At 31.1% G+C, this 24236-nt stretch carries 13 protein-coding genes; 9 read left to right on the forward strand and 4 right to left on the reverse strand.

All coding sequences use genetic code 11. The features are described 5' to 3' along the window. Positions 1-18 precede the first annotated feature (18 nt). From AC2GW8_RS12985 to AC2GW8_RS13025, 9 genes are all read left to right on the forward strand, one after another. Positions 19-1200, forward strand: coding sequence for an AIR synthase related protein (locus AC2GW8_RS12985; RefSeq protein ID WP_440880300.1), 1182 nt, complete (start codon positions 19-21; stop codon positions 1198-1200). A 650-nt stretch (positions 1201-1850) separates the two neighbouring features. Then, entirely contained in the window at positions 1851-3011 is a 1161-nt protein-coding gene (locus AC2GW8_RS12990) for a hypothetical protein (RefSeq protein WP_440880301.1), read from the forward strand. A gap of 100 nt (positions 3012-3111) precedes the next feature. Beyond that, on the forward strand, positions 3112-7179 hold the full coding sequence (locus AC2GW8_RS12995; protein WP_440880302.1) for a hypothetical protein: 4068 nt from the start codon (positions 3112-3114) through the stop codon (positions 7177-7179). Between the two features lie 5 nt (positions 7180-7184). Next, the gene (locus AC2GW8_RS13000) at positions 7185-11516 is read left to right on the forward strand and encodes a DUF6443 domain-containing protein (protein WP_440880303.1); all 4332 of its coding nucleotides are present in this window, start codon (positions 7185-7187) and stop codon (positions 11514-11516) included. Further along, positions 11516-11986, forward strand: a complete 471-nt coding sequence (locus tag AC2GW8_RS13005) for a hypothetical protein (protein ID WP_440880304.1) — start codon at positions 11516-11518, stop codon at positions 11984-11986. Before AC2GW8_RS13000 ends, AC2GW8_RS13005 begins: the two co-directional genes overlap by 1 nt. Before the next feature lie 415 nt (positions 11987-12401). Next, positions 12402-12758 (forward strand): hypothetical protein, encoded by a 357-nt coding sequence (locus AC2GW8_RS13010; protein ID WP_440880305.1) that lies wholly within the window; start codon positions 12402-12404, stop codon positions 12756-12758. A gap of 340 nt (positions 12759-13098) precedes the next feature. Next, positions 13099-15495, forward strand: coding sequence for an AAA family ATPase (locus AC2GW8_RS13015; protein ID WP_440880306.1), 2397 nt, complete (start codon positions 13099-13101; stop codon positions 15493-15495). Between the two features lie 794 nt (positions 15496-16289). After that, complete coding sequence (locus AC2GW8_RS13020; RefSeq protein ID WP_440880307.1) at positions 16290-16592, forward strand: hypothetical protein; 303 nt, start codon at positions 16290-16292, stop codon at positions 16590-16592. 470 nt (positions 16593-17062) lie between these two features. Continuing rightward, a complete protein-coding gene (locus AC2GW8_RS13025) occupies positions 17063-17494 on the forward strand; it encodes a hypothetical protein (protein WP_440880308.1) in 432 nt (143 codons plus the stop codon). A 120-nt stretch (positions 17495-17614) separates the two neighbouring features. On the opposite strand, the gene thrC is transcribed toward AC2GW8_RS13025, so the two are convergent. The 4 genes from thrC to AC2GW8_RS13045 form a co-directional block, all read right to left on the reverse strand. Beyond that, entirely contained in the window at positions 17615-18916 is a 1302-nt protein-coding gene (gene thrC, locus AC2GW8_RS13030; protein WP_440880309.1) for a threonine synthase, read from the reverse strand. 28 nt (positions 18917-18944) lie between these two features. Continuing rightward, positions 18945-19877: a homoserine kinase gene (locus AC2GW8_RS13035; protein WP_440880310.1), complete on the reverse strand. Its 933-nt coding sequence runs from the start codon at positions 19875-19877 to the stop codon at positions 18945-18947. A gap of 27 nt (positions 19878-19904) precedes the next feature. Continuing rightward, positions 19905-22346 carry a bifunctional aspartate kinase/homoserine dehydrogenase I gene (thrA, locus tag AC2GW8_RS13040; RefSeq protein ID WP_440880311.1) on the reverse strand — a complete coding sequence of 814 codons (2442 nt, stop codon included), beginning with the start codon at positions 22344-22346 and terminating at the stop codon, positions 19905-19907. 234 nt (positions 22347-22580) lie between these two features. After that, positions 22581-24143 carry a hypothetical protein gene (locus tag AC2GW8_RS13045; RefSeq protein WP_440880312.1) on the reverse strand — a complete coding sequence of 521 codons (1563 nt, stop codon included), beginning with the start codon at positions 24141-24143 and terminating at the stop codon, positions 22581-22583. Positions 24144-24236: the final 93 nt, after the last annotated feature.

A 24236-nucleotide genomic window follows, 5' to 3' on the forward strand; every position in this document is an offset into this window, starting at 1 on the left:
CAAACAAAACAACAACACATGAGTCAAGAAGTATCGAAAAGATATGCACAACGTGGCGTTTCTGCGTCAAAAGAAGATGTGCATAAAGCAATTCAGAATATCGATAAAGGATTATTCCCAAAAGCATTCTGTAAAATTGTTCCTGATTATCTTTCCAATGATGAAGAGTACTGTTTAATTATGCATGCTGATGGTGCGGGTACCAAAAGTTCATTGGCGTACATGTATTGGAAGGAGACTGGAGATATTTCAGTATGGAAAGGTATTGCTCAGGATGCATTGATAATGAATATAGATGATCTATTGTGTGTAGGAGCCACTGATAACATTATGCTATCTTCTACCATTGGTAGAAATAAAAACTTAATACCTGGAGAGGTGATTGCTGCTATTATTAATGGCACAGAAGAGTTGATAGAAGAGCTAAAGGAGTTCGGAGTAACTATTCATTCAACTGGAGGTGAAACGGCAGATGTGGGTGATTTGGTAAGAACAATCATTGTAGATTCAACGGTTACTGCTCGAATGAAGAGGGAAAAGGTGATTGATAATGCGAATATACAGCCAGGAGATGTTATTGTAGGATTGGCTTCTTTTGGACAGGCAGCTTATGAAAAAACATATAATGGGGGTATGGGAAGTAATGGTTTAACTTCTGCACGTCATGATGTTTTTCATAAATACTTAGCAGAAAAATACCCAGAAAGTTATGATGCATCGGTGCCTTCGGATTTAGTATACGCAGGAAATATAAAACTTACAGATGCGGTTGCAAATGCACCCATTGATGCAGGAAAATTGGTGTTATCTCCGACAAGAACGTATGCGCCAATTATTAAAAAGATTTTAGCAAGTTACACATCGGATAAGATTCATGGAATGATTCACTGTTCGGGAGGAGCACAAACAAAAGTTTTACATTTTACAGAAAAGAACCATGTGATTAAAGACAATATGTTTGATGTTCCGCCACTTTTTAAATTGATCCAAGAACAATCAAAAACAGATTGGAAAGAAATGTATCAAGTTTTTAACTGTGGGCATAGAATGGAGTTGTACGTATCGCCTGAAATAGCGGAAGATATTGTGGCTATTTCTAAATCTTTTAACGTAGAAGCTCAAATTATAGGAAGAGTGGAAGCATCTGACACCAAAAAGTTAACTATCAAAAGCAATTACGGTACTTTCGAGTATTCGTAAAAGAAATGAATTTCATATATAAAAGAAGAGATCCTTTAGAAAGGATCTCTTCTTTTATATATGAAATAACTGAATGAAGTAACTGAATGAAATTTGAAAAAGGATTGTTGAAAAGAATGAAAAAGTGAAGGGGTGGGTGTTGTGGAAAAGAAAAAATGTTAGTGAGTACTAAGAATACCATTTGCAATTTGAAATTATCGAAACAGATTGTTCTTTTTTTACTATTTCAACACCAAAATAAATAATAAAAAAAGCAATTTTTTTGCACTTAAATAAAAACAGAAGTTCTCTTATTTTTATATGTTTTTCTGTGTTAACTATATAAAAAACATTGTGCTGATTTATCGTTTCTAAAAGATGAAAAATAAATCATGGTTTAAGAATTTTTATAGGTGAATTTTTTGTAGAGTTGTTTGCTTAGTTTGTGTTAATATATATAGGGTAATTACAAAGCTCTCAAAAAAACAGTTTAGTTGTTTTAAACAAATAATTGGTATTTAGTGTGTTAAAAATATTTTTATATTTGCGCTCGGATATAGATGGATGTTTGCCATAAAAATATAAATCACCATACCATAGTTAAAATCGTTATGAACACTGTTTCCCTAAAATGGTTTTACTAGGGGGTAAAAATATCAAAAATAAAATAGATGAAAACAACAATGAAAATTGCTGCCATTGCTATGATGGGAATATTTTTAAATTTAAATGCTCAAAGTCATCATTTCGAAATAACAAAAAGATCGTCATACTTTCAGAATGATTCACCAAATCAAGTGGCATATATAGATTTTGGAGACGTTCAATTTTGGGGATATATGGAAGTAACTCTTACAGGCTCATGGAATCATCAAAATACTATTGGTAAATACACTAAGAGATATGAAATTGGTAAGAATGTCGGTAGACTATATCGAGCTACAAGCGAGGTTCCCACCTCTTTTGGCCTAGTTTCCAGTCAATGGAAATTAGGAGAAGCTGTATTAAATGATCATAATCACTTGGTAATACCTATTTACCATTTGGTAAGTACTGGTAATAAAATAACCATTAATATTAAAGGTGTTTCTACTTCAAGTTTTAATACAGAACAGGTCAAAATTACAGACCCTACTACAATAAATAATTCTGAAAAAAGAGATTATATAACTTTAAAAAATCAAATGAGTGTTTTAGGAAAAGTAGGTGTTGGCATAGTAGAACCTCATGAACAATTACATGTCGATGGTAATGGAATTTTCCAAAATTACTCGCCTTTATTGAAACTTAGAAGAAATACAGATACTGGCGGATTTATTCAAGGAATACAAACTCAGTTTAAAGATGGAACTCCAAACTTTTATTTTGGTAATTTACATTCAGAACAATGGATTATATCTAAAGGCGAGTACAATGGATCAAGATTATTAACGGTCAAAAGTAATGGTAACGCTGCTTTAAACGGTAAGTTTGAGGCAAAAGAAATAAAGGTAACAACTTCGCCAACTGCCGATTTCGTTTTTGAAGAGGACTATAAATTACCAACTTTAAAATCAATCGAAAAGCATATAAAAGAAAAAAAGCATTTACCAGATATTGCATCCGCAAAGGAAATGGAGAAAACAGGCGTTAATGTTGGGGACTTTCAAATTCAATTGTTGCAAAAAATTGAGGAGTTGACATTATATACCATTGCGCAAGAGAGAGAAATTAAAGAGTTAAAAAAAGGAAATTCAAAGATTGATAAACAACAAAAAGAGATCAATGCTCAGAAAAAAGAGATTGATGAATTAAAAGCGTTAGTTCAGAAATTATTAAAAGAGAAAAACTAAGCGTTTAAGCTTAAACAAAGTACAACCTTTATTAAAAAAGAGTTTGTGTAAAATAATAGATAAATGAAAATTAATTGCTAAATAAACATATTCAAACTATATGAAAAAATCAAAGTGCAATATTAAGGTGTTTAAAATAAAGTGTATAATTCAATTTATTTGGATGATTTTCTTTTTTAAGAATGCTTTTTCGCAAAGTAAATTATCAAAATTTTCTTCTGATCATTTTTACGATAATGCGGTACAAAAAATAACTTCACCAGATGCAAGTGCATTTCATGAATCAAAAATAAGTTCTTTAAATGGCGCTAGCGGTAGAGCTAGTATTAATGTACCTTTATATCAAATTAATCAAGGAGGGGTAACAATTCCAATTCAGTTAAATTATATTAGTTCAGGAGTTAAGGTCAATTCTTTGGCTTCAAATGTAGGTTTAAATTGGTCATTGGATGCAGGCGGTTCAATTACAAAGGTAATAAAAGGATTTGAAGATTTTTCTATGGTTTTTGCAGATGCTTTTCGAGATAAGTTTCCAGATGAACCAGCAATTACAAATGAATGTGGCGATACGCAATTATGTCAGTTTGAAAGAAAATTAAAATATGACGATTTTGATAGAGCAAAAGAAACTTTGCGTGGCTCAACTATAAAGTCAATAGGTTGGTTAGTAGGGGGGAAGGATCAGTCAATACAAGATTTTTTTGGTTATGAAAAGAATAGTAAAGATACCATTGTTACAAAAGATTTATTTAAACGTTTGGTTACAAAACAAGACCCATATCCAGATTTGTTTCTTGTCAATGCACCTGGTCTAAACACAAAGTTTACACATAAAAAAGATAAAACACCATTTGAAATAGATTATCAGGGAAATCAAATAGTTACTTCTATAGGAAAAAGTAATGTAATTCCTTTTTTAGATGTTTTTGAAAATACGAATATGCCTGCTATAATTCAAAAATTTCATGGAAGTAAGCCCAGAGCTATTACATGTATTAATAATATCGAGATTACCAGCAATAACGGAATTAAATATGGTTTTAGTGTGTTAGATGCTAATCAATATGTTACAAGAGGAGCTTCACGACAAGAATTATCTGATGGTGACGCTCATGTAAGTTCTCAAGAAATTACAACATATCATTTAAGTTATATAAAAGATAACAATGGCGATAAAATAGAATTTAAATACCAAGCATATCAAACGGCGCCAAGAATGTATAGTAAGTCTCAAAATTATGAGATTACAACGAATGAAAAATTTTATCCGTTAGGTTTACCTAATATAACAGAGGTGTTTTATCCGCAGTTACATCGTTTAACTAAAATTAAATTTAAAAATGGGGTGGTTGATTTTATATACTCACACAAACGAAAAGATGTAATTGGAGATAGAGCATTAACAAATGTTATTGTTAAAAATAACTCAAGAAGATTAATTAAAAAGTATACATTGAATTATGACTATTTTGTTGCAAATACAAATAATTGTAATAAACCAGAATGTTTACGATTAAAACTTAAAACTGTACAAGAGGAAAATATTTTTGGAGAAACGTTACCTCCTTATCAATTCTTTTACGATGAAACAAGACTGCCTGAATTTGGGGCGACTACAGTAGATTATTTAGGGTATGCAAATGGCATTAAAGATTCTTATGAAAATGACAAACACCCTTCAGTTTATATGGAGCCACCCACTTTATACTTTAGTTACAATAAAAAAAGATTTAGTTTTTCTCCTTTTAAAATATTTGATGATTCATATAAAACCAAAGGAAGAGATATTTCTTCCAACCTAAAATATACAAAAGCAGGTACTTTAGTGAGAATTAAAAAACCTACAGGAGCAAATCAATATTTTACGTATGAATTAAATACTTTTTCAACACCTACAGTTAAAAATATTTCAGCTGCTGGTTTGCGTTTGAAAAAACAACGTATTGAAGACGAAAAAAAGCATGTTAAACTATTGGAAGAGTATTTTTACGAAGATGAAAAAGGGTACTCTTCAGGTGTTATCAATAATTTACCGCTTTTTGGAGACATAAGGGTGACCCATGATTTTGCAAATAATTCCAGATTTGATGTACAAAATGGTATTAAACAGGGTAAGTTAGATATTCGGGTTTACTCTTCTTCTAAAAATCAAGTAAAATTAGCTGATGGAAATAATATAATTTATTCAAGAGTAATAGTGAAAAATGGCATCAATAATGGAGTCACTGAAAAAGAGTTTTCAACGGCTAATGAGTTTCCTGTTGAAGAGCCCGAATTACAGGATTATTTTGGAGGAGAGATATTTGATAAAGAAATAAAACGTTCTTTTGAAAATGGAGCTCATTTTTCTTTTTTAAATAATAATGATGTGAAATTAGGAAAATTAACCAAAAAAACAATAAGAGATGCTGAGGGTAAAATAGTTAAAAAAGAAACACATAATTATACCTATCAATTGTTTGATGCGATGAACCAAACAGTAGAAATGTCCAAGTCGCAAATTGTTCCTGTGTCGGGCCCTCGTGATTTTAAATTGAAATTTTTTCCGAAAATATTTTCCCATAGAAACTTAAAAACGGTAAGTGAAAGTAAAACGCATTATACAGATGGAGTAATAGATAGTAAAACAGAGATGGTTTATGATCCTTTGTATCCTTTTGTAAAGAAGCGTAAAACACAAATAGCGAAAGAAGAAACGTTGGTTGTTAAAAATTACTATCCAAATGATGTAATAAATAGTGGTTCAATTGGACATGAATTACTTAGTAATGAAGCATTGAATGCTATAAATCTTTTAAAACAAAAAAGACGTTTAGGTACCGCTGTACAAACGGAAAGCTATAGAGACGATCATTTACTAAGCACTCAACGGATAAATTTCAAAAACTGGGGTAGTGGAATTATAGCGCCAAGAAATGTAAAGATATCTAAGGAAAATAATGCTTTAGAGACAGGCGTAAAGCAAACATTTGATACCAATGGAAACTTGGTTGAAATTGCAAAAAACAAAGGAGTTCCCGTATGCTATATTTATGGTTATAATAACAGTTTTCCTGTAGCTAAGGTAGAAGGGGCTAGATTGGAAGATATTCCAGAAACGTATATAACTGAAATAAAAAATGCATCTAATAGAGATTACGATAGAACGTTGGATACGAAAAATAAGCAAGGAGTTGTAACCTCTTACGTAGGCTATGAAGGACAATTAAGAAAAGCATTGAATAAATTGTATAGCTTAAGCTCTTTGGCAAAAGCAGTAATAACAGTTTACACTTATGACCCGTTAATTGGTATAACAAGTACTACAGATACTAGAAAACGTACTACTTATTATGATTATGATACATTTAATCGATTACAATATGTTAAAAATCAAGAAGGAGAGGTATTAACACAATATTGTTACAATTACAAAGGAGAGAAAAAGGAATGTAATAAGGAAAATAATAGTTCAGGAAATGAAGTGAATAGCGATCCTAAGAATACAACAGATGAGGTGTCTGTAAGTATAGGAAACCTTAAAGAATACATGATTCCTTACCCTGCAAACAGATATGCGCCAAAATACTTTTGGAAACCTGAAGATATGTCGAGCGTATTAGCTTTTGATATTGTAAAAGATCAATTAATAAGCTATAATAATCTATTTTACACACCAACAATGATATCACGTCATGAAGGTGATATCATACCCGGTTCTATAGATGATCTCAATCGAAATTTTTATACATTAAATGATTATTTTCAAAAAGGTTATTTTCAAATTCTAAGAAAAGGTTATTCTTTTGCCTTGAACAATATAGAAAATTTAAAAAATATACCTGATTGTTATTACGTAAATGAAAAAATAAGAAAATGTAACTCTTTGCCCAATCAAAATAATTCTGAAGAAAATTTGAAATACAATTGGTACATTATTTCAGAAGGAAAACGTTATTCTTTGGCAAAAACCCTGGTTATTAAAACAGTGTTTTTTGTGCCAGCATGTTTGGATAATAAATTAGGAAAAGTTGTCTGTGAAATTTATAGAGATGATATAAGCACATCAAGTCCATATCAGACTATTGTATCACATGAAATATTATTTAAATCAGGTTTTAGAAAGAATGATAATAACAATTGGTGTCGTTTTAACATACCAATAGAAGAACTTCAAAAAAATAACTAAAAACTATGAAAAAAGTAATTTTATTAATAGCTATTGCATTGATTAATAGTTTTTCAATTTTAGCACAATTTAATAGTTTACCTCAAGCGATACCTGTTAAGCCTTTAGAATCAGTAGGTTTAGATGTTGCTTACAGGTTTGATATAGAAGGACCAATTACGGTATATGCATCTAAAATTGCTACTTATAAACTAGTAACGAGTATTAAAAATGTTGATTCGGTTGAATGGGCTGTTTTTGGAGGAGACATTATTAAAGAAACAAAGGATGAGATAACAGTTAAATGGACAGGCATTGAGTATATTATTGATCCAGTAACAGGGAATCCCTCGGTATTTGGTACTTCAAATTTAGCCTATGTGGAATGTTCAATTAAGGTATCTTCACCCACCCCTAATAGTCTCCAAATGCCTTTTCCATATAAGCATCTTCGTGTAAAATTTGATGAAGATTATGTACCTGTTGAAAAGCCTAAAAAACCTTTTATTAAAGCTCAATCTTGTGATAAAGCCATTATTCAAAAGCTAGCAGAACCCAATGATATAAAATGGTATTGGCAGGGAATGAATCCTTTGGGTACTGATACCTCTAATTCGAGCACAACTTTTGAAGCAAAAGTTTCAGGAACTTATTATTTAAGAGCGATGAGAAGTAATGGCGTATTTAGTGAAGAATCAAGTTCTGTTGATATTTTATTAACTGGTTGCGAAAAATATACTTCTGATGATGAAAATTATATTCATAAGATAGATTATCAGAGAGGGTATCAAGAAGAAGAGCTGACTAATTCAACTAATGAAAAGGTAGAAAGTATTACTTACTTTGATGCATTGGGTAGGGCTAAACAGATTGTAGGTGTAGGACAAAGTCCAAAGGGTAAAGATATAGTTTCGCATATAACATATGATGCAATGGGAAGGCAGGTAAAGGAATACTTACCTTATACATCTACTCAAGATAATGGAGCTTATAATAACGATCCAGAAAAATCGATTATTGAAACGTATACAGCTAAATTTTCGGAAGATATTAAAAAAAGTAACCCAAATCCATTCTCAGAAAAAAGGTATGAAAAATCGCCTTTAAATAGAGTGTTGCAGCAAGCTGCTCCTGGTTATGATTGGCGTATGGGGGGAGGTCATGAAATTGATTTCGAGTACCAACCTAACAAGGAAGAAGATCAGGTTAGGGAGTTTTCAGTAAGTATAAATAGTAATGGTAAACCTGTTTTAAATCAAGAAATTATAAAGTTCACTGAAGGCCAATTGTATAAAGTGATCACCAAAGATGAAAATCACAATGGAACAGCTAATAAGTTACATACCACTGAAGAGTTTAAGAATAAACAAGGTCAGGTAGTTTTAAAGCGCACCTATGCAAAAATAGATGGAGCCGAAGTGGCTCACGATACGTACTATGTTTATGATGATTATGGTAACCTAACATACGTTTTACCTCCTAAAGTAAATACCTCTAGTACTATTTCAATGGATCAACTGTCTGAGTTATGTTATCAATATATTTACGACCATAGAAATCGCTTGATAGAAAAGAAAATTCCTGGTAAAGGGAAGGAATATATCGTTTATGATGCCTTAGACAGACCTGTGTTAACTCAGGATGCTATGCAACGATCGTTAAGGCAATGGATGTTTACCAAATATGATGTGTTGGGAAGAGCTATTTATACTGGAATTTATACCCATGCAAGTGTATTGAGTCAACAAAAAATGCAGCATTATTTTAACGAAGAAAATTTACAAAATAGCACCGCTGATGATAGTAAAATGTATGAAAAAGAAAGTTCGACTGAAGCTTTACACTATACAAATACAAACTTTCCAAATGTAAATATTGAAGTGCTAACGGTAAATTATTATGATAACTATTCTTTTGATAAAGTAGAGGCACTATCAAGTATTACTGCTTTCGGAATAGCCAATACACAAAATGTTAGAAGTTTAGCTACTGGTTCAAAAGTAAAGGTATTAGGTACTGATAAATGGATTACCACTGTTTCTTATTACGATGAAAAAGCAAGGCCTATATATGTTTACAGTTATAATGATTATCTTGAAACTACTGATATTGTTGAAAGCCAATTGGATTTTGTAGGTAAAATAGTAAAAACCAGAACAACGCATATCAAAAAAGGAAAAGAGGCGCTAGTAACTATTGATAAATTTACTTATGATCATGTAGGTAGGTTGTTGTCTCAAAGCCAGTGTTTAGGGAATGCTAGTTTAACCGATTGTACTGCTGATGCGAAGGCATCAAATAGTGTTTTCCAAGCACCTATGGTACTAACGAATCACCGAGTTATATCAGATAAAAACTCCATAACATTGAAACAAGGATTTAGTGTAAAAGCAGCTATAGGTAAATCGGTTAGTTTTGTAATAGCCAAAGGGAGTGCTAATAGCATTATTAATAATACTTACGATGAATTAGGGCAGTTAAAAACGAAAGAAGTTGGGGGTGGATTGCAAAAAGTAGACTATGCTTATAATGTTAGAGGATGGCTAAAAAAGATCAATGCAGATACTCATAATGACAATGATTTATTTAACTTTACCATTAAGTATAATGATATTGATCAGGTGAACAAGCGTTTATATAACGGAAATATTGCACAAACAAACTGGGCTACTGCAAGTGTAAATGACACGCAGAGCCCCGTTAGCAATTCTTATACCTATAGCTATGATGCTTTAAACAGAATTACCACAGCTTTAGGAAGCAACACCTCAAATTACAATGTTTCAGGGATTACGTATGATAAAAACGGAAATATTTTAACACTTAATAGAAATGGTTGGCAAAATAAAGAAAGTTTTGCTAATATGGACCGATTAAAATATACCTACAATGAAAATAATACAGGAAATAAACTTATTAAAGTAGAAGAACTTTCTGGTGGAAATAAAACTTTTGGTTTCAAAGAAGGTAGTAATTCAGGAAATGATTTTGTTTATGATGACAATGGTAACATGATTAAAGATTTAAACAAAGGGATATCCAATATTACTTACAATCACTTAAACTTACCAACAAGGGTTACCATTAACGGCAAGCACATTGATTATGTGTATGATGCCAGTGGTGTTAAGCTTAGAAAAAAAGTAGAAAATACCACCACAGATTACGCTGGTAATTATGTGTATAAAAACAATACTTTAGAGTTCTTTAACCATCCTGAAGGTTATGTAACCAAAGACAATACAGGCTTTAAGTATGTGTATCAATACAAAGACCATTTAGGAAACGTTCGATTGTCTTATACTGATAATAACGGAGACGGCGTAATTTCAGCTAATACGGAAATCGTTGAGGAAAGTAATTACTATCCTTTTGGACTTAAACACAAAGGATACAATAACAACGTCTCATCCCTTGGGAATAGTACTGCGCAGAAGTTCAAATACAATGGTATTGAGTTAGAAGAATCGTTAGGGCTGAATTTGTATGAAATGGATTTAAGAAGCTATGATCCTGCTATTGGACGTTTTAACGGTATTGATCCTGTTACACATCATTCACAAGGAACAAGTGTTGCTTTTGATAATAATCCTGTTTATTTTGCTGACCCAAGTGGGGCAGATTCTATTTATAATTCTGATACAGGACAATATGTAATAAATGGGAAAGTTGTTACATTTGATGAAGCTCTTGCCTACGCTAAAAATGGAGGAAATGCTGATGGGAGTAATAATAATAAACCTGATAGTATTGCTAATGATAATAAAGAAGAAGCCCAAGCAATAGCAAATGATCTTAATAGAATATTTAAGGATAAGTTTGGACAAACACCTTTCTCTATTGAAAAATCTACAAGACTAGAATATAAATGGACTTTTTCACATTATTTCTTAGGAGGAGATCCAGAATATATAAAAGTAGAAACTTATAAAATTGTTGGAAGTATGGGGTTTGATTGGGATCAGCATTATTACGTAAGAATGTTGAAGGATATCATTGATGCTCATTCAGATATAGTAGTTGATATTGTTCCTGATAAATCAGATTATGATGGAGCTACAGGACATGGGTTAATGGTTGATTATTATGGAGGTCATACAGAATCACATCAATTAGTTATTTTATCTGATCTTTTAAAAATTTATTCAGGTAACTCTAGTCATTCAGTAGGAGGTGTAGCATTACATGAATTGTTAAGACATATACACCCAGAAGGAGATATCGATAATTCTGTAAATAGTATGAGAAAATATTTTAATCTAAAAAAAGGAAAAGAACATCACGGAGTTAGAGTAAAAAGTAATTATGGGATAAAACGTGATAGAAAAAAATTAGAAGAATTAAAAAATAGAAGATAATGGAGAACAGGATGTTTAGATTTACTATTTGTTTATTTTTTTTAGTAGTGAGTTATTCTTGTAAAGAGAATAAAAATATATCAAGTGATTTGTTTAATACGGACAACCTTAAAATAAAGATAAATTCTGTTTACGATTTAGATAATCAAGGTTTTATTCCTGAGAAGGGTAACATCTCTATTCTTAGCAAGAAAAATAAAGATACTATCATTAAACTTGAAGTAAATTTTGACCTTAAATGTTTAAATTCCAAAATATGGAAAGTAAAACTTAACTCTAATGACCGAATAGATATTGGAAATTTTCTACTTAAATATGATGTTCATTTACTAGGGCCATCTGGGTATTTTAATGATGAGGCTTATCAGGTACTTGCTATAAATTTTAAGACTAATAAACTTTTTGTTTGTACCGTTAGTAACGAAGAAGGAGGTTTTTATTTGACCATCAAGTATTATATACCCCGCTGATTGACATTTAGCGAAAGCGTAATGGCAATTAGTTAAAGGAAGTTTAAATAGAAAACGGTAGTATAAAAGCCATTTATTCACGAGAATTCTATTTTTAAAATCGGAGTTCATCAATTCACTTTGTTCGGGTGCAATGGCAAGTACTATATTAAAATAATAAAGATAAAGCCACGTTATAAGAGATTATAGCGTGGTTTTTTGCTCTTCAATATATTTTTTACAACATTAATTATTGCGACACCAACGCTTAAAGAATCTTAGTAAAGATGTTTTTTAATATCCAAGACTTAGCAACCGAATTATAAATAAAAAGTTGGTTCCATACTTTAAAAATGAAGAAAACCTTATTATATAATTGCGGTAAGTAACATGAACATATTATATTTTTGATCTATTTTTAAGAAAAAAGAATTAGATGCAAATACAGCCTACAGAACATCAGGTTCAATTAGTAAAAGATTTGATTAAGATAAAAAAAGAGATTTGGAAATCAGACTCAAGAGAAGAAATTATTAGCTTAGGGCAAAAGGCAATTGATCTATCAAAAGTAGTTATTCCAAAAACTTTTGTTCATTTTGATGGAAGAGAAATGATAAATTACAAAGGAAAAGAAAGTTGTATTGAAATAATAAACTATGATATTGCAGATATTGGTAAAGGTAGTTATAGTAATTTGGAAGCCGAACAAGATGCTCTTATTTTATCATTACACTTATTAATAGGATCGTTTGTAAGTTCGGATGATTCGAAAATGATTGAAGGTTTAAAGTGATGAAGTTAAATTGAAAAAGACATCAAAAACACACTCAAAAACACTTTAATTAAGGTGTTTTTTTATGTTCAAGATTTAGCAACCGAATCATAAATAAAAAGTAGATTCTATACTTAAAAAAATGATAAAGTTATTTGAGATCATGGTAGTAAATATAATAAACGTTTATAGTCTTTTGTAAATGGTTGTAAACGTTTGTATTCGGATAAAAGAAGTCTTTAAACTGTTTAAATTGTTGGTTTTTTCAAGGTTTATTAATAATTTCACGATAAAGAAGAAATATACACAATTGTGTATATCCACTAGTTGTGGGTAATGTAACAAGAGTAATAAGAAGTAAATGATTACAAAGTTTAAAACGATAAATAATCTTGCCGTATTTCAAGATTTTGATTGGAATTCAACCATTCGAGATAAAGGCAACAACATTGTTCTCTTTAAACCAATCAACATTATTTATGGTCGAAATTATTCGGGGAAAACTACCCTTTCTCGTATTGTTAGAGCATTAGAAACTGGAAATTTATCCGAAAAGTATGAGAACCCTCAATTTGAAGTTAGTATCACAGATGTTGCAGATAGCACACCTAACAATTTAACTGGACACGGAAAAAAAATCAGAGTTTTTAACGACGATTTTGTAAAAGCTAATCTTCGTTTTATAGTAAACCCAGATGAAAGCATTGCTCCATTTGCTATAATTGGTGGTAATGCTACAATAGAATCTGAAATTAAGGAACTAAAAAGCAAACTAGGTAAAAATGAAAACATTGAGGAAGAAATCGAAGCAACAGGATTTTACCTTGAATTAAAAAATGTTTCTGCAACGGCTAGAAATGCGCAGCTAGCATTGGAAAAAGCAAGTAAATCTTTAAACGACCAATTAAGTTATAAAGCAACTAACAATCCTAATGGAATAAAGTATAAGTCTGATAAGTATGGTGACCAAAACTATAATATTAACAAATTAAAAAAAGATATTGAAACTGTTGTAAAAGCCTCTTTTCAGCCTTTAACTGATGATGAAGTAGCCCAAAAACTTAATTTGCTTCGGGAGAGAACAAATCGAGATGTTCCAGAAATTTCAAAACCAAATTTAGAATTATCTACACTAAATTTAAAGGCAAAAGAACTTGTAACAAAGTCAATAAGTAGTTCTAATAAAATAGATCAGCTTCTAAAAGATGCTATTCTCAATCGTTGGGTTAAAGAAGGACGTCAACTGCACAAAGAAAAACTTGAACAATGTTCATTTTGCGGTAACGATATATCTCAGGAACGTTGGAAAGAGCTAGACAGTCATTTTGATGAAGAATCTGAAAAATTAGAAAAGGAAATTGACTCATTAATTACTAAGACGGAACATTCAATTCAAAATATTGACTCAGAGCTTCAAATAAACAAAAATGTGTTTTATTCAAAGTTTCATTCAGATTTGGACACTCTGATTATAAATAGGCAACAAACTATTAATTACATAAAAAATGAATTAAAAATTGTAAAAGAAAAACTTCAAGAACGTAAAGATGATTTACTTAATCCGAAAATATATAATGATATCACAGATTACAGTAAACAATTAGAAGATTGTTGGACAATGTTTGAAACTCTCAGAACGGAAGCAAACGAATACAGTAATTCTATAGGTACAGAAAAGGTAGAGGCGAAAAGATTATTACGATTAAGAGAAGTCAGTGACTTTAAAACAAACATTCATTATGATAATACAATAGCAGACATTCAATCTTTGAAAGAAACTTTTCATAGTGAAACACAAAATAAACAAGCTGTAGAAGAAAAAATCAAACAGCAAATTGCTCAAATTGAAGATAAAGAACGTTTGATACAGGATGAAGAAAAAGGAGCACTAAAAGTAAATGAGTATCTCAATAATTTTTTCGGTCATGACTTTCTATCATTAAAAGCTTTAGAGGAAACTGATGATTTTGGGGGTAAAAAAATAAAATTTGAAATTGTTCGAAATGGAATCAAAGCTCATCATTTGAGTGAGGGTGAAAGCAGTCTAATCGCTTTTTGTTATTTTATGGCAAAGCTTGAAGATGTCGAGACGAAAGGCAGTAAACCAATTATTTGGATTGATGACCCAATTTCAAGTTTGGATAGTAATCATATATTTTTCGTTTATAGTTTAATTAACGCTGAGATCATTTCAAAACAAGAATTTGAACAAATATTTATTTCTACGCACAGTCTTGATTTTCTAAAATACTTGAAAAGACTACCAAGTGCCTTAAATAAAAATCAGTGTAGCTATTTTTTAATCTCGAGGGCAAATGAAATTAGCAAGATCAATATAATGCCGAGATACTTAAAAGATTATGTAACAGAGTTTAACTTTCTTTTCCATCAAATTTACAGATGTTCGATTGTAGATGCTGAAGATGAAAATCAACACAATTTATATTATAACTTCGGAAATAACACACGAAAATTTTTAGAAGCTTTTCTATATTACAAATATCCAAATACTAATAGCGATATCGAAAAACTCACAAAGTTTTTTGGAAACAATAGACAAGCATCAACGATGACAGATAGAATCAATAATGAATTCTCGCATTTGGAAGGGCTGTTTGAAAGAAGTATGACACCTATAGATATTCCTGAAATGAAAAAAACAGCAAAATTCATTTTAGATAAAATCAAAGAAAAGGATGAAGAACAATATGACGCTTTATTACTAAGTGTTGGAATTGAAATGGAAAACGCAGTATAAAAAAACTACCCACAACAAAATTTATAGTGCATACCTCGCGGGATACGCACCATACACAAGCCGTTGCCATTCATATAGGAACACACTTAGAATCAAAAATAGATGATTAAAAAAATGCAGGAATTGTCTCTTTATTAATAGCATCTTATCTTACAATATACGCCCTCTTAAAAATACTAATCAAACCTACTCATTTATGGTTAGGTAGTAAAAAACTTTTTAGTGATAATTTTGAAACATTTACGATAGTTACATTGGTGTTTTACGGAGTATATCTTTTTATTATTTTCTTACTATTTAAATTTGGAATTAAATGGACAAAACTATTTAAAAGAACGGAACTAAATTAAAACTATATCACTGTATTTACTCCCGCTCCCGCACTGCCAGTTCCGTTATACGGAAAATCCTTTCGTGTGGATGTTATGAGTAAGCAATACAGAAATTAAAATTAAAAATACTAAAGATAAAGCCAGAGCAGGGATGTTGTGGTTTTATTGTTTTTTAGGAGTAGGCTTTTTGGGTTTTAACCCTGTTGATTGACATTTAGCAATAGCGTAATGGCAATTTAGTTACAGGAAATTTAAATAGATAACGGTACTATAAAAGCCATTTATAATTAGGAATAGTATCGTTTTAAAATTATAAGAATAGAGTTACAGCAGTAATTCGTAAAAATCAATTAAAAAGAAAATATGCACGTTTTAATAGAAGTATACGATGATTGAATAAACTTGGGTTTTTGATCAAAATAGAACAATATAGATTTGTCTTAAATATAAAATAATACAAAAATGGATAAATTTTTAGAACAAATGATTAACGAGATATATGCTGATGCAAAAGTATCTCCATCAGAAGTTATTAAATTAAATAAGTTTGCCGAAGAGACTATTGATAAACTGATAAGTTTTGAAGGTGGCGACGGTGTTTCAAGTGCTATGTGTAGATCTTTTCAAGTGACTAATCAGCTTGTTCAGAGTACATTATTGAAGATGCGTAAAAACAAAGAAACTGAGGAAAGAAAAAAAATATTTAAGAAAGTAATTGAAACTCAAATTGAATTATTAAAGGCTAATATGGAGTTGTTTTCGTAATTTGAAATCCGCTTTTAATAGTAATGAGTTAATAATTAGCGATTAATTTAAGAGTAATAAAAACCAACAAAACCACAACAGTAATGTTGTGGTTTTGTTGGTTTTTAGGAGTAGATTTTTCTGGTTTTAACATCGCGTAAAAAAGATATTTAACAAAGCAAATGAGTAATTTTTTGTCAAGTTCAAAATCCTATGGTTTTGGTTTATGATGACTTTTTTTTGAAGAGCCTTTGAATTAGTCATCTTACTTTAGAATAAGAGAGCATTAGTTTTGCAAGTGCTATCTTTATTTTTTTAGAAGATTTTTCAGAAATATACTTAAGAATATGTGTGTAGAAAAACGTTGTTTTTATGCTTTTCCATAGTTTAGAAAGTAAATAAATCCTTTATTTTATGGTATTCCATCAAAAGAGATAGAAATACTAGCTGATGGTAAAGTAAACAAAGTAATCAAACCATAACTTACCAAAATGAAAACAACCAACTACGATAAAAATCTTTTTATAATAGCCAGTTTATGGAATTTCGGAGCAGCCATACCTAGTTGGATCGGAATGCTATTGATACCAGATATTTTATTTCCGTATTTTGGAATGCCGATAGCCACATCTCTCTTCCCGTTTAATGCAATGTTTAGTTTGATCATTGTTTTTGGAATAGGCTACCTCATGGTTAGTGAAAATGTAACCCAAAACCACGCAATTATATTTACAGGTATGATTGGGAAAGTCCTCTTTTTTTGTAATTGCCTTATAGCCTTGTTTATCCAACAAGGAAACTTACTATTGATGTTTACAGGGGTAGTAGATCTTATTTTTGCTGTATTATTTTTACAGTTTTTACGTAAAAATAAATATGCATTTATTAAAAGAACAGAAAAGACCGTAGCGATAAAAAGCTAAAAAGAAATATTATTTTAAAAAATGATATCTTGAGTAAGAATACTTTATCGAAGTATTGATAAAAATAAAAAATGCCGTATAAAATTTATACCGGCATTTTTTATGATAATGAAATACTGTTTAAGCACGTATTTTTTCTGAGTTTAAAAAAGCTTTTAAATCACTATAAGTATTGATGAATTTAGCCTCTTTTTCTTTATGTAGAATTTCTTCAATTTGTTTCGGAATCTCTATATTAACAGAAAGGGTTGGTTCTACAACATCCAAAAATTTTACAGGATGAGCGGTTTCTAAAAAAATACATAAACTATCGGCATCATTTTTCTGATATTCTTTAGCTCCTAAATAACCAACAGCTCCATGAGGATCAGGTATATACCCCTCTTTTTGATGTATTTTTTTCATTGCTTCACGAGTTTCATGATCATTAAAAGCATAAGAAGAAAAGGTTTTTCTTAACGAAGAAATATCATTACCGTACAACTCTTGGATACGAATAAAGTTACTTGGGTTTCCTACATCCATGGCATTTGAAATGGTCATTTTAGAAGGTTTTGGTTCATAAACTCCTTTGACTAAGTAATTAGGAACGGTATCGTTGATATTAGTTGAAGCAACAAAATGTTTGATAGGAAGTCCTAATTTTTGCGCCATAATCCCTGCACAAATATTCCCAAAGTTACCACTTGGTACAGAGAAAACAACCTCTTTATGTTGCTTATAAACCTGTTTGTAGGCAAAGAAAAAGTAAAACATTTGGGGTAACCAGCGTGCTATATTAATAGAATTTGCCGATGTCAACACCCGGTTAATTTCAGTATCTAAAAAGGCTGTTTTAACCATTTCCTGACAGTCATCAAAAACACCTTCTACCTCAAGAGCAGTAATATTTTGCCCAAGTGTTGTCAATTGTTTTTCTTGAATATCACTGACTTTACCACTGGGGTATAAAATAACAACTTCTACACCCTTCACCCCCAAAAAGCCATGGGCTACAGCACCACCAGTATCTCCAGAAGTTGCTACAAGAACCGTTACTTTAGCATTATTATTTTTATTGAAATACCCCAAGCACCGCGCCATAAAGCGTGCTCCTACATCTTTAAACGCCATAGTAGGGCCATGAAATAATTCTAACGTAGCTGTATTTTCATCAATTGGAACAACAGGAAAATCAAAAGATAGTGTATCCTTAACAATTTCTTGAAGCGTTTCTTTAGGAATAGCATCTCCTACAAATTGTTGAATCGCTTTAAAAGCAATTTCTTCATTAGAGTATTTATCCAGATTAGCGATGAACTCTTTTGCTAAAGGTGTAATTTTTTCAGGAAAATACAAGCCTCTATCGGGAGCTAAACCGTTAACTACTGCTTCTTGAAAGCTAACATTAGGTGATTTTTTATGTAAACTATAATAATTCATTTTGCTTTGTTTATGTAATAAAGTTAGTTTAACTAGCGATGAGTGTTTTGACACCTTCTGTATTTATTTTAGACGTAAATACGTTAAAATCGATATTTGTATTGCTGTAAGTTGCGTCAATTGCGTTGGCCACTTTTTGAGCAACAACATCACCTTTACAGATTGCAAAAATAGTAGGACCAGATCCTGAGATGCCAGCTCCCAACGCTCCCGCTTTAATCGCTGCTGATTTTACAAGATCAAAATGAGGAATTAAATGCTTTCTAGCAGGCTCAACAATTACATCTGTAAGCGAATTGCTAATTAAATCGTAATTGTTAGAATACAGTCCGCTGACCAGCCCTCCAACATTAGCCCATTGCGTTACGGCTTTTTTTAAAGACACTTCAGTAGGTAAAACATCTCTTGCGTCTTTCGTTTTTACCTCAATTTGAGGGTGTATTGCTACCAATCGTAATTGATCAGGAACTGGAAGTTTTACAATATCCAAAGGCTGATAACTTCGTATCAGCACAAAGCCACCAAATACGGCAGCAGCAACATTGTCAGCAATAGCAGTACCACAAGCTGCTTTTTCGCCTAACATGGCAAACTTTGTTAATTCTAAATTAGAAAAAGGAGCTCCTAATAATTGATTAACACCATAAGCAGCCCCACTTGCACTGGCAGCGCTACTTCCTAAACCACTTCCAGGAGAAAACCCTTTATGCATTGTGATTTCAATACCAAAATCAGCAGGATGTTTCTCTAGCATTGCAAGTGCTACCACACCAGCTACATTTTGAGTTGGATCTAAGCTAAGGCCTTTTGTTCCTGAAATTTCGGTAATTTCGATGCCTTTCTGCGAGGTTTTTCGAAAAGTCATTTCGTCACCAACATTCTCTACAGCAAACCCCATAGAGTCAAAACCGCAAGAAACATTGGCAACAGTAGCCGGAGCAAATATTTTAATAAAATTCATTTCTTTAAAATTTCAAAAGGACATACCCTAGTTTCTACCTGTTCTAATAACATCTGCAAAAATTCCTGAAGCAGTTACATCGGCTCCAGCACCTGCCCCTTTAATTTGTAAAGGTTGAACAGGGTAACGATCTGTATAAAAAAGAACAATATTGTCACTACCCTCTAAATTGTAAAAAGGATGGTCACTTGGTATTTCTTGTAATCCAACACTTGCTTTACCATTTGCGAATTCAGCGACATACTTTAAACGACTGTTATTATCGGAAGCCTCTTGATAAAGCTTTTGAAAATGTGCTTCATACTTTAGTAGACTTTTATAAAAATCGTCATTATTAGTAGTTTCAAGTGATTCTTGAGGTAAAAAAGCTTTATTCTCAATATCAGTTAACTCTAATTCGTACCCGCTTTCACGCGCTAAAATCAATATTTTTCTGGCAACATCAATACCGCTTAAATCAATTGTAGGATCGGGTTCAGTATACCCTTGCTTTTGAGCATCTTTAACAACATCGTGAAAACTTGTAGTTGGATTAAAATTATTAAATACAAAATTTAAGCTACCAGATAGAACGGCTTGTATCTTTGAAACTCGATCTCCAGAAGCTATTAAATTCTTTAAAGTATCAATTATAGGAAGTCCAGCTCCAACATTTGTTTCAAATAGAAAAGGGGCGTTATACTTTCTTGATATTCTCTTTAAGCTTTGGTAGTTTTCAAGTTTTGAAGCACAGGCGATTTTATTACAAGTAACTACAGCAATATTATTTCGTAAATAGTTTTCATATACTTCCGATACCGCCTTATTGGCAGTATTATCAACAAAAACAGCATTTCTTAAGTTCAATGCTTTGGTTCGTTCAAAAAATTGTTCCAACGAAGCAGATTCTCCATTTTCCAATGTATCGTTCCAATTGTTCAGGTCAATACCATTTGGATCAAATACCATTTTTTTCGAATTAGATAAACCAACGACTCTAATATTCATTTTTAACTGCGCTTTCAAATAATCATTTTGTTGATGTATTTGTGCTAAAAATCGTTCACCTACATTACCAACACCAGTAACAAATAAGTTGAGCTGTTTTATTTTATCTTCAAAAAATTGTTCATGAAGCGTATTTAAAGCCTTTTTAGCATCATGACTGTCAATAACAGCAGAAATATTTTTTTGAGAAGCTCCCTGTGCGATAGCTCTAATATTAACATTATTTTTACCCAAAGTACTAAACATTTGACCACTTAGTCCTTGGTGGTTTTTCATATTATCACCAACCAATGCTATAATTGCCAAACCTTGCTCTATGGTTGCAGGGTTAATTTTATGTCTTTCAATTTCAATTTCAAATGCTTTATTAACAGCATGAATGGCTTTTGTTGCATCTTCGTCATAAATACCAACACAAATAGAATGTTCGGATGATGCTTGCGTAATAAGCACCACATTAATTTGGTGATTTGATAAGGTTTCAAAAAGTCTTTTTGAAGTGCCTGATACGCCAACCATGCCACTGCCTTCAACTGTTAGTAAAGTGATATTTTCAATATGCGTGATTCCTTTAACTGGCTTTGCATTAACAGAGTTTTTAGTGATTAGGGTACCTACGTTTTGAGGATCAAATGTATTTTTGATTACAATAGGAATGTTTTTCTCTAAAACTGGTTGAATTGTTGGTGGATAAATTACCTTGGCGCCAAAATGCGATAATTCCATCGCTTCCTGATATGAAATTTGAGGTATGGAAAAAGCCTGTTTTACAATACTCGGATTGGCAGTAAACATACCACTCACATCAGTCCAAATTTGAAGCTCATCTGCATTTAAAGCAGCCGCATAAATAGCCGCTGTATAATCAGACCCCCCTCTTCCTAACGTTGTTGAAAGCCCACTTTCTGATCTTGCAATAAAACCAGGTAATAGCGTAACTTGGTGTGTATTGTTCTCAAAAAAATCGCGACAATTTTTATTTGTTATTTCAAAATTAACTTGAGCTTTATCAAATAAGTTAGAGGTGGTAATAATTTCTCGACTATCCTTATAGGCGGTGTTTACGTTTTGTTTAACAACTTCAGAAATAATATATGAGGAAAGAAGTTCTCCAAAGCCACTTACCGTAGCCATTGTTTTAGGTGTGATATCTTTTAATAAATAACACCCTTCTAATAAGGTTTTTAGCTGGCTAAACATATTTTCAACGGTATTTCTGACGCTAGTTTGTTTATTTTCAGGAACTAACTCTTGAATAACTTGAAAATGATGTTGCTTAACTTCCTCATAAAGTTCTAGGTAATTAGGTTTATTATTTGCTGCATTATTGGCTGAACTAATTAGTTTATTCGTAGTTTTTCCAAAAGCTGAAACGACTACAGCAACCTTTGTTTCTGATGCAGCGTTATGTATGATTTGAACTACTTTGCTTATATTTTGACTATTTGCTACTGATGAGCCTCCGAATTTTAAAATTTTCATTTTAAAAAGTGATAAAATTGATTTATTATTAAAGAATGCTTGTTTTTTTTTTATTTTTTGTTAAAAAAATAAATAGTACGTAAAATGATATGTATTAATGCAACCCCCTAAAGGGTAATCCCAGTAGAAATAATAATTGTGCCAACAAAAGACACTCGCATAGAAGCGCTTACAACAGCTTGAATATGTCTTTTGTTAATTATCATGACTGCAAAAATACAAATGCTTTTTTAATTATTTAGCATATTCTTTAAATTTTTCTTGAATTATTTGTGATACGGTCTTGTTTTGTATTTTACTTTCAAGCCATGAAAGTATGTCAAGGTACAAGAAGGCTCGTTTTTCATATGGGTGATTTTCAAAAACTTTTAACCGGTCATATATTTTTTTAAATTCATTTTTGATTTGATGTGGGTAAACATCTCCTAAAGCTTTTATGGAAGAAATAAACTCTTTTTGCACTTCTTGTAAATTTTCCATTTTTATAAGAAAGCGGTAAGTGTCTTTAAATTGCATTTCTAAATGATAATCTAATCCTGATTCATAATGAGCAATTAGGCTTAAGACTCTGGCAAAACATTGTAGGTCTTCTGCTACATGTAAATTTTTAGAGTTTATAATTTTATTCAAGTAAAAAATGCACTCTGTATTTTTTCCCATTCCAAAATACAGACAAGCAATCTTATAATAAAAAACAACAATATGGTGGTTGTCTAGTAAATTTCTATAGAGTTCTATCTTTTCATTTATAATAGCTACTAAATATTCTCCTTCAATAAAACTACCCTCAAAAAAATGCAGATGAAGTTTATTTGTATAATAGTACTGAAACATTAAAATTTCAGTATTACTATTCTTAGGGATTACATTATTTTCGATTCCTTTTTCTAGGAACGAAAATTCTTCTTTCAGTTTCTTATAGTGTTTTATAAAAAATAAACTTTCTAATAAATAATTAACACCTTTAAGATAGAATACTGGATGTAAGGTTATGTTTTTGGGAGCCTCTTTAAATAAGTTAATCCATTTATTAGCATATTTATAGCTTTGTAAAAAGTCTTGAATTAAAAAGCTATGCCATAAATTAGCTTTGTAGAGCCAAAGTTTTTCCCTAAAACCAAGTTTGTCAAAGGCGTATTTAGGCAATCGTGCATTAAAATATTCATTTACCTTTTTTAGTTCATCATCATTTCTTACATACCCTTTTTTTAATAGGATTCCATATAACTGTAATGATAAGTTAGAAAGTTTACTTGTTATAACATTTTGTTGACTGATTCCCTTAGCTTGTATGGTTAATTCATCGGCTCTAGTATTGATGCTTCTTGTAATGTATTGGCTTTCAATAAGTTTTTCGAATTCAATAATTTCATAAGCCATGTTTTTTTCTTCACTATCTAAAGCCATATTTTTTGCTTTATCAAGTAACTTTAAGCTTTGTTTATAAAGTCCTTTTAAGTACAAAACAGTAGCAAAGTCTAATTGCTCTCTAATTTGAATTCTAATATTTTTATGAACAGGATTAAGCCGTAAACTTGTTAATATTTGTTTGTATAAATGTGCTTTCAGATTTGATAATTGTTGCTTGCTTACAATGCCAGTTTTAATGATCGTTTTTTCGTCGTATGTTTTTTGCTTTTCTAAAACTTTGAATAAAGCAAAAAATTTAGCATCAATATTTCCACCAAGTCTTCCTATATATAGATTGAATTGTCTTTTTTCTGATTTAGATAAAGACTTTATTAGTACAAAAAGAGAATCCGTTTGCTGGTTGGTTGATGTAATTGTTTTATTCATAATAAACTGTATTACAGTTATTTAAGTTTTTTTTTAATTAATTAAGTTTCGTAACTATCCCTTTATTTAGGGTGCTGTTACAAAATCCAATAT

Source organism: Tenacibaculum profundi (genome assembly GCF_057162725.1).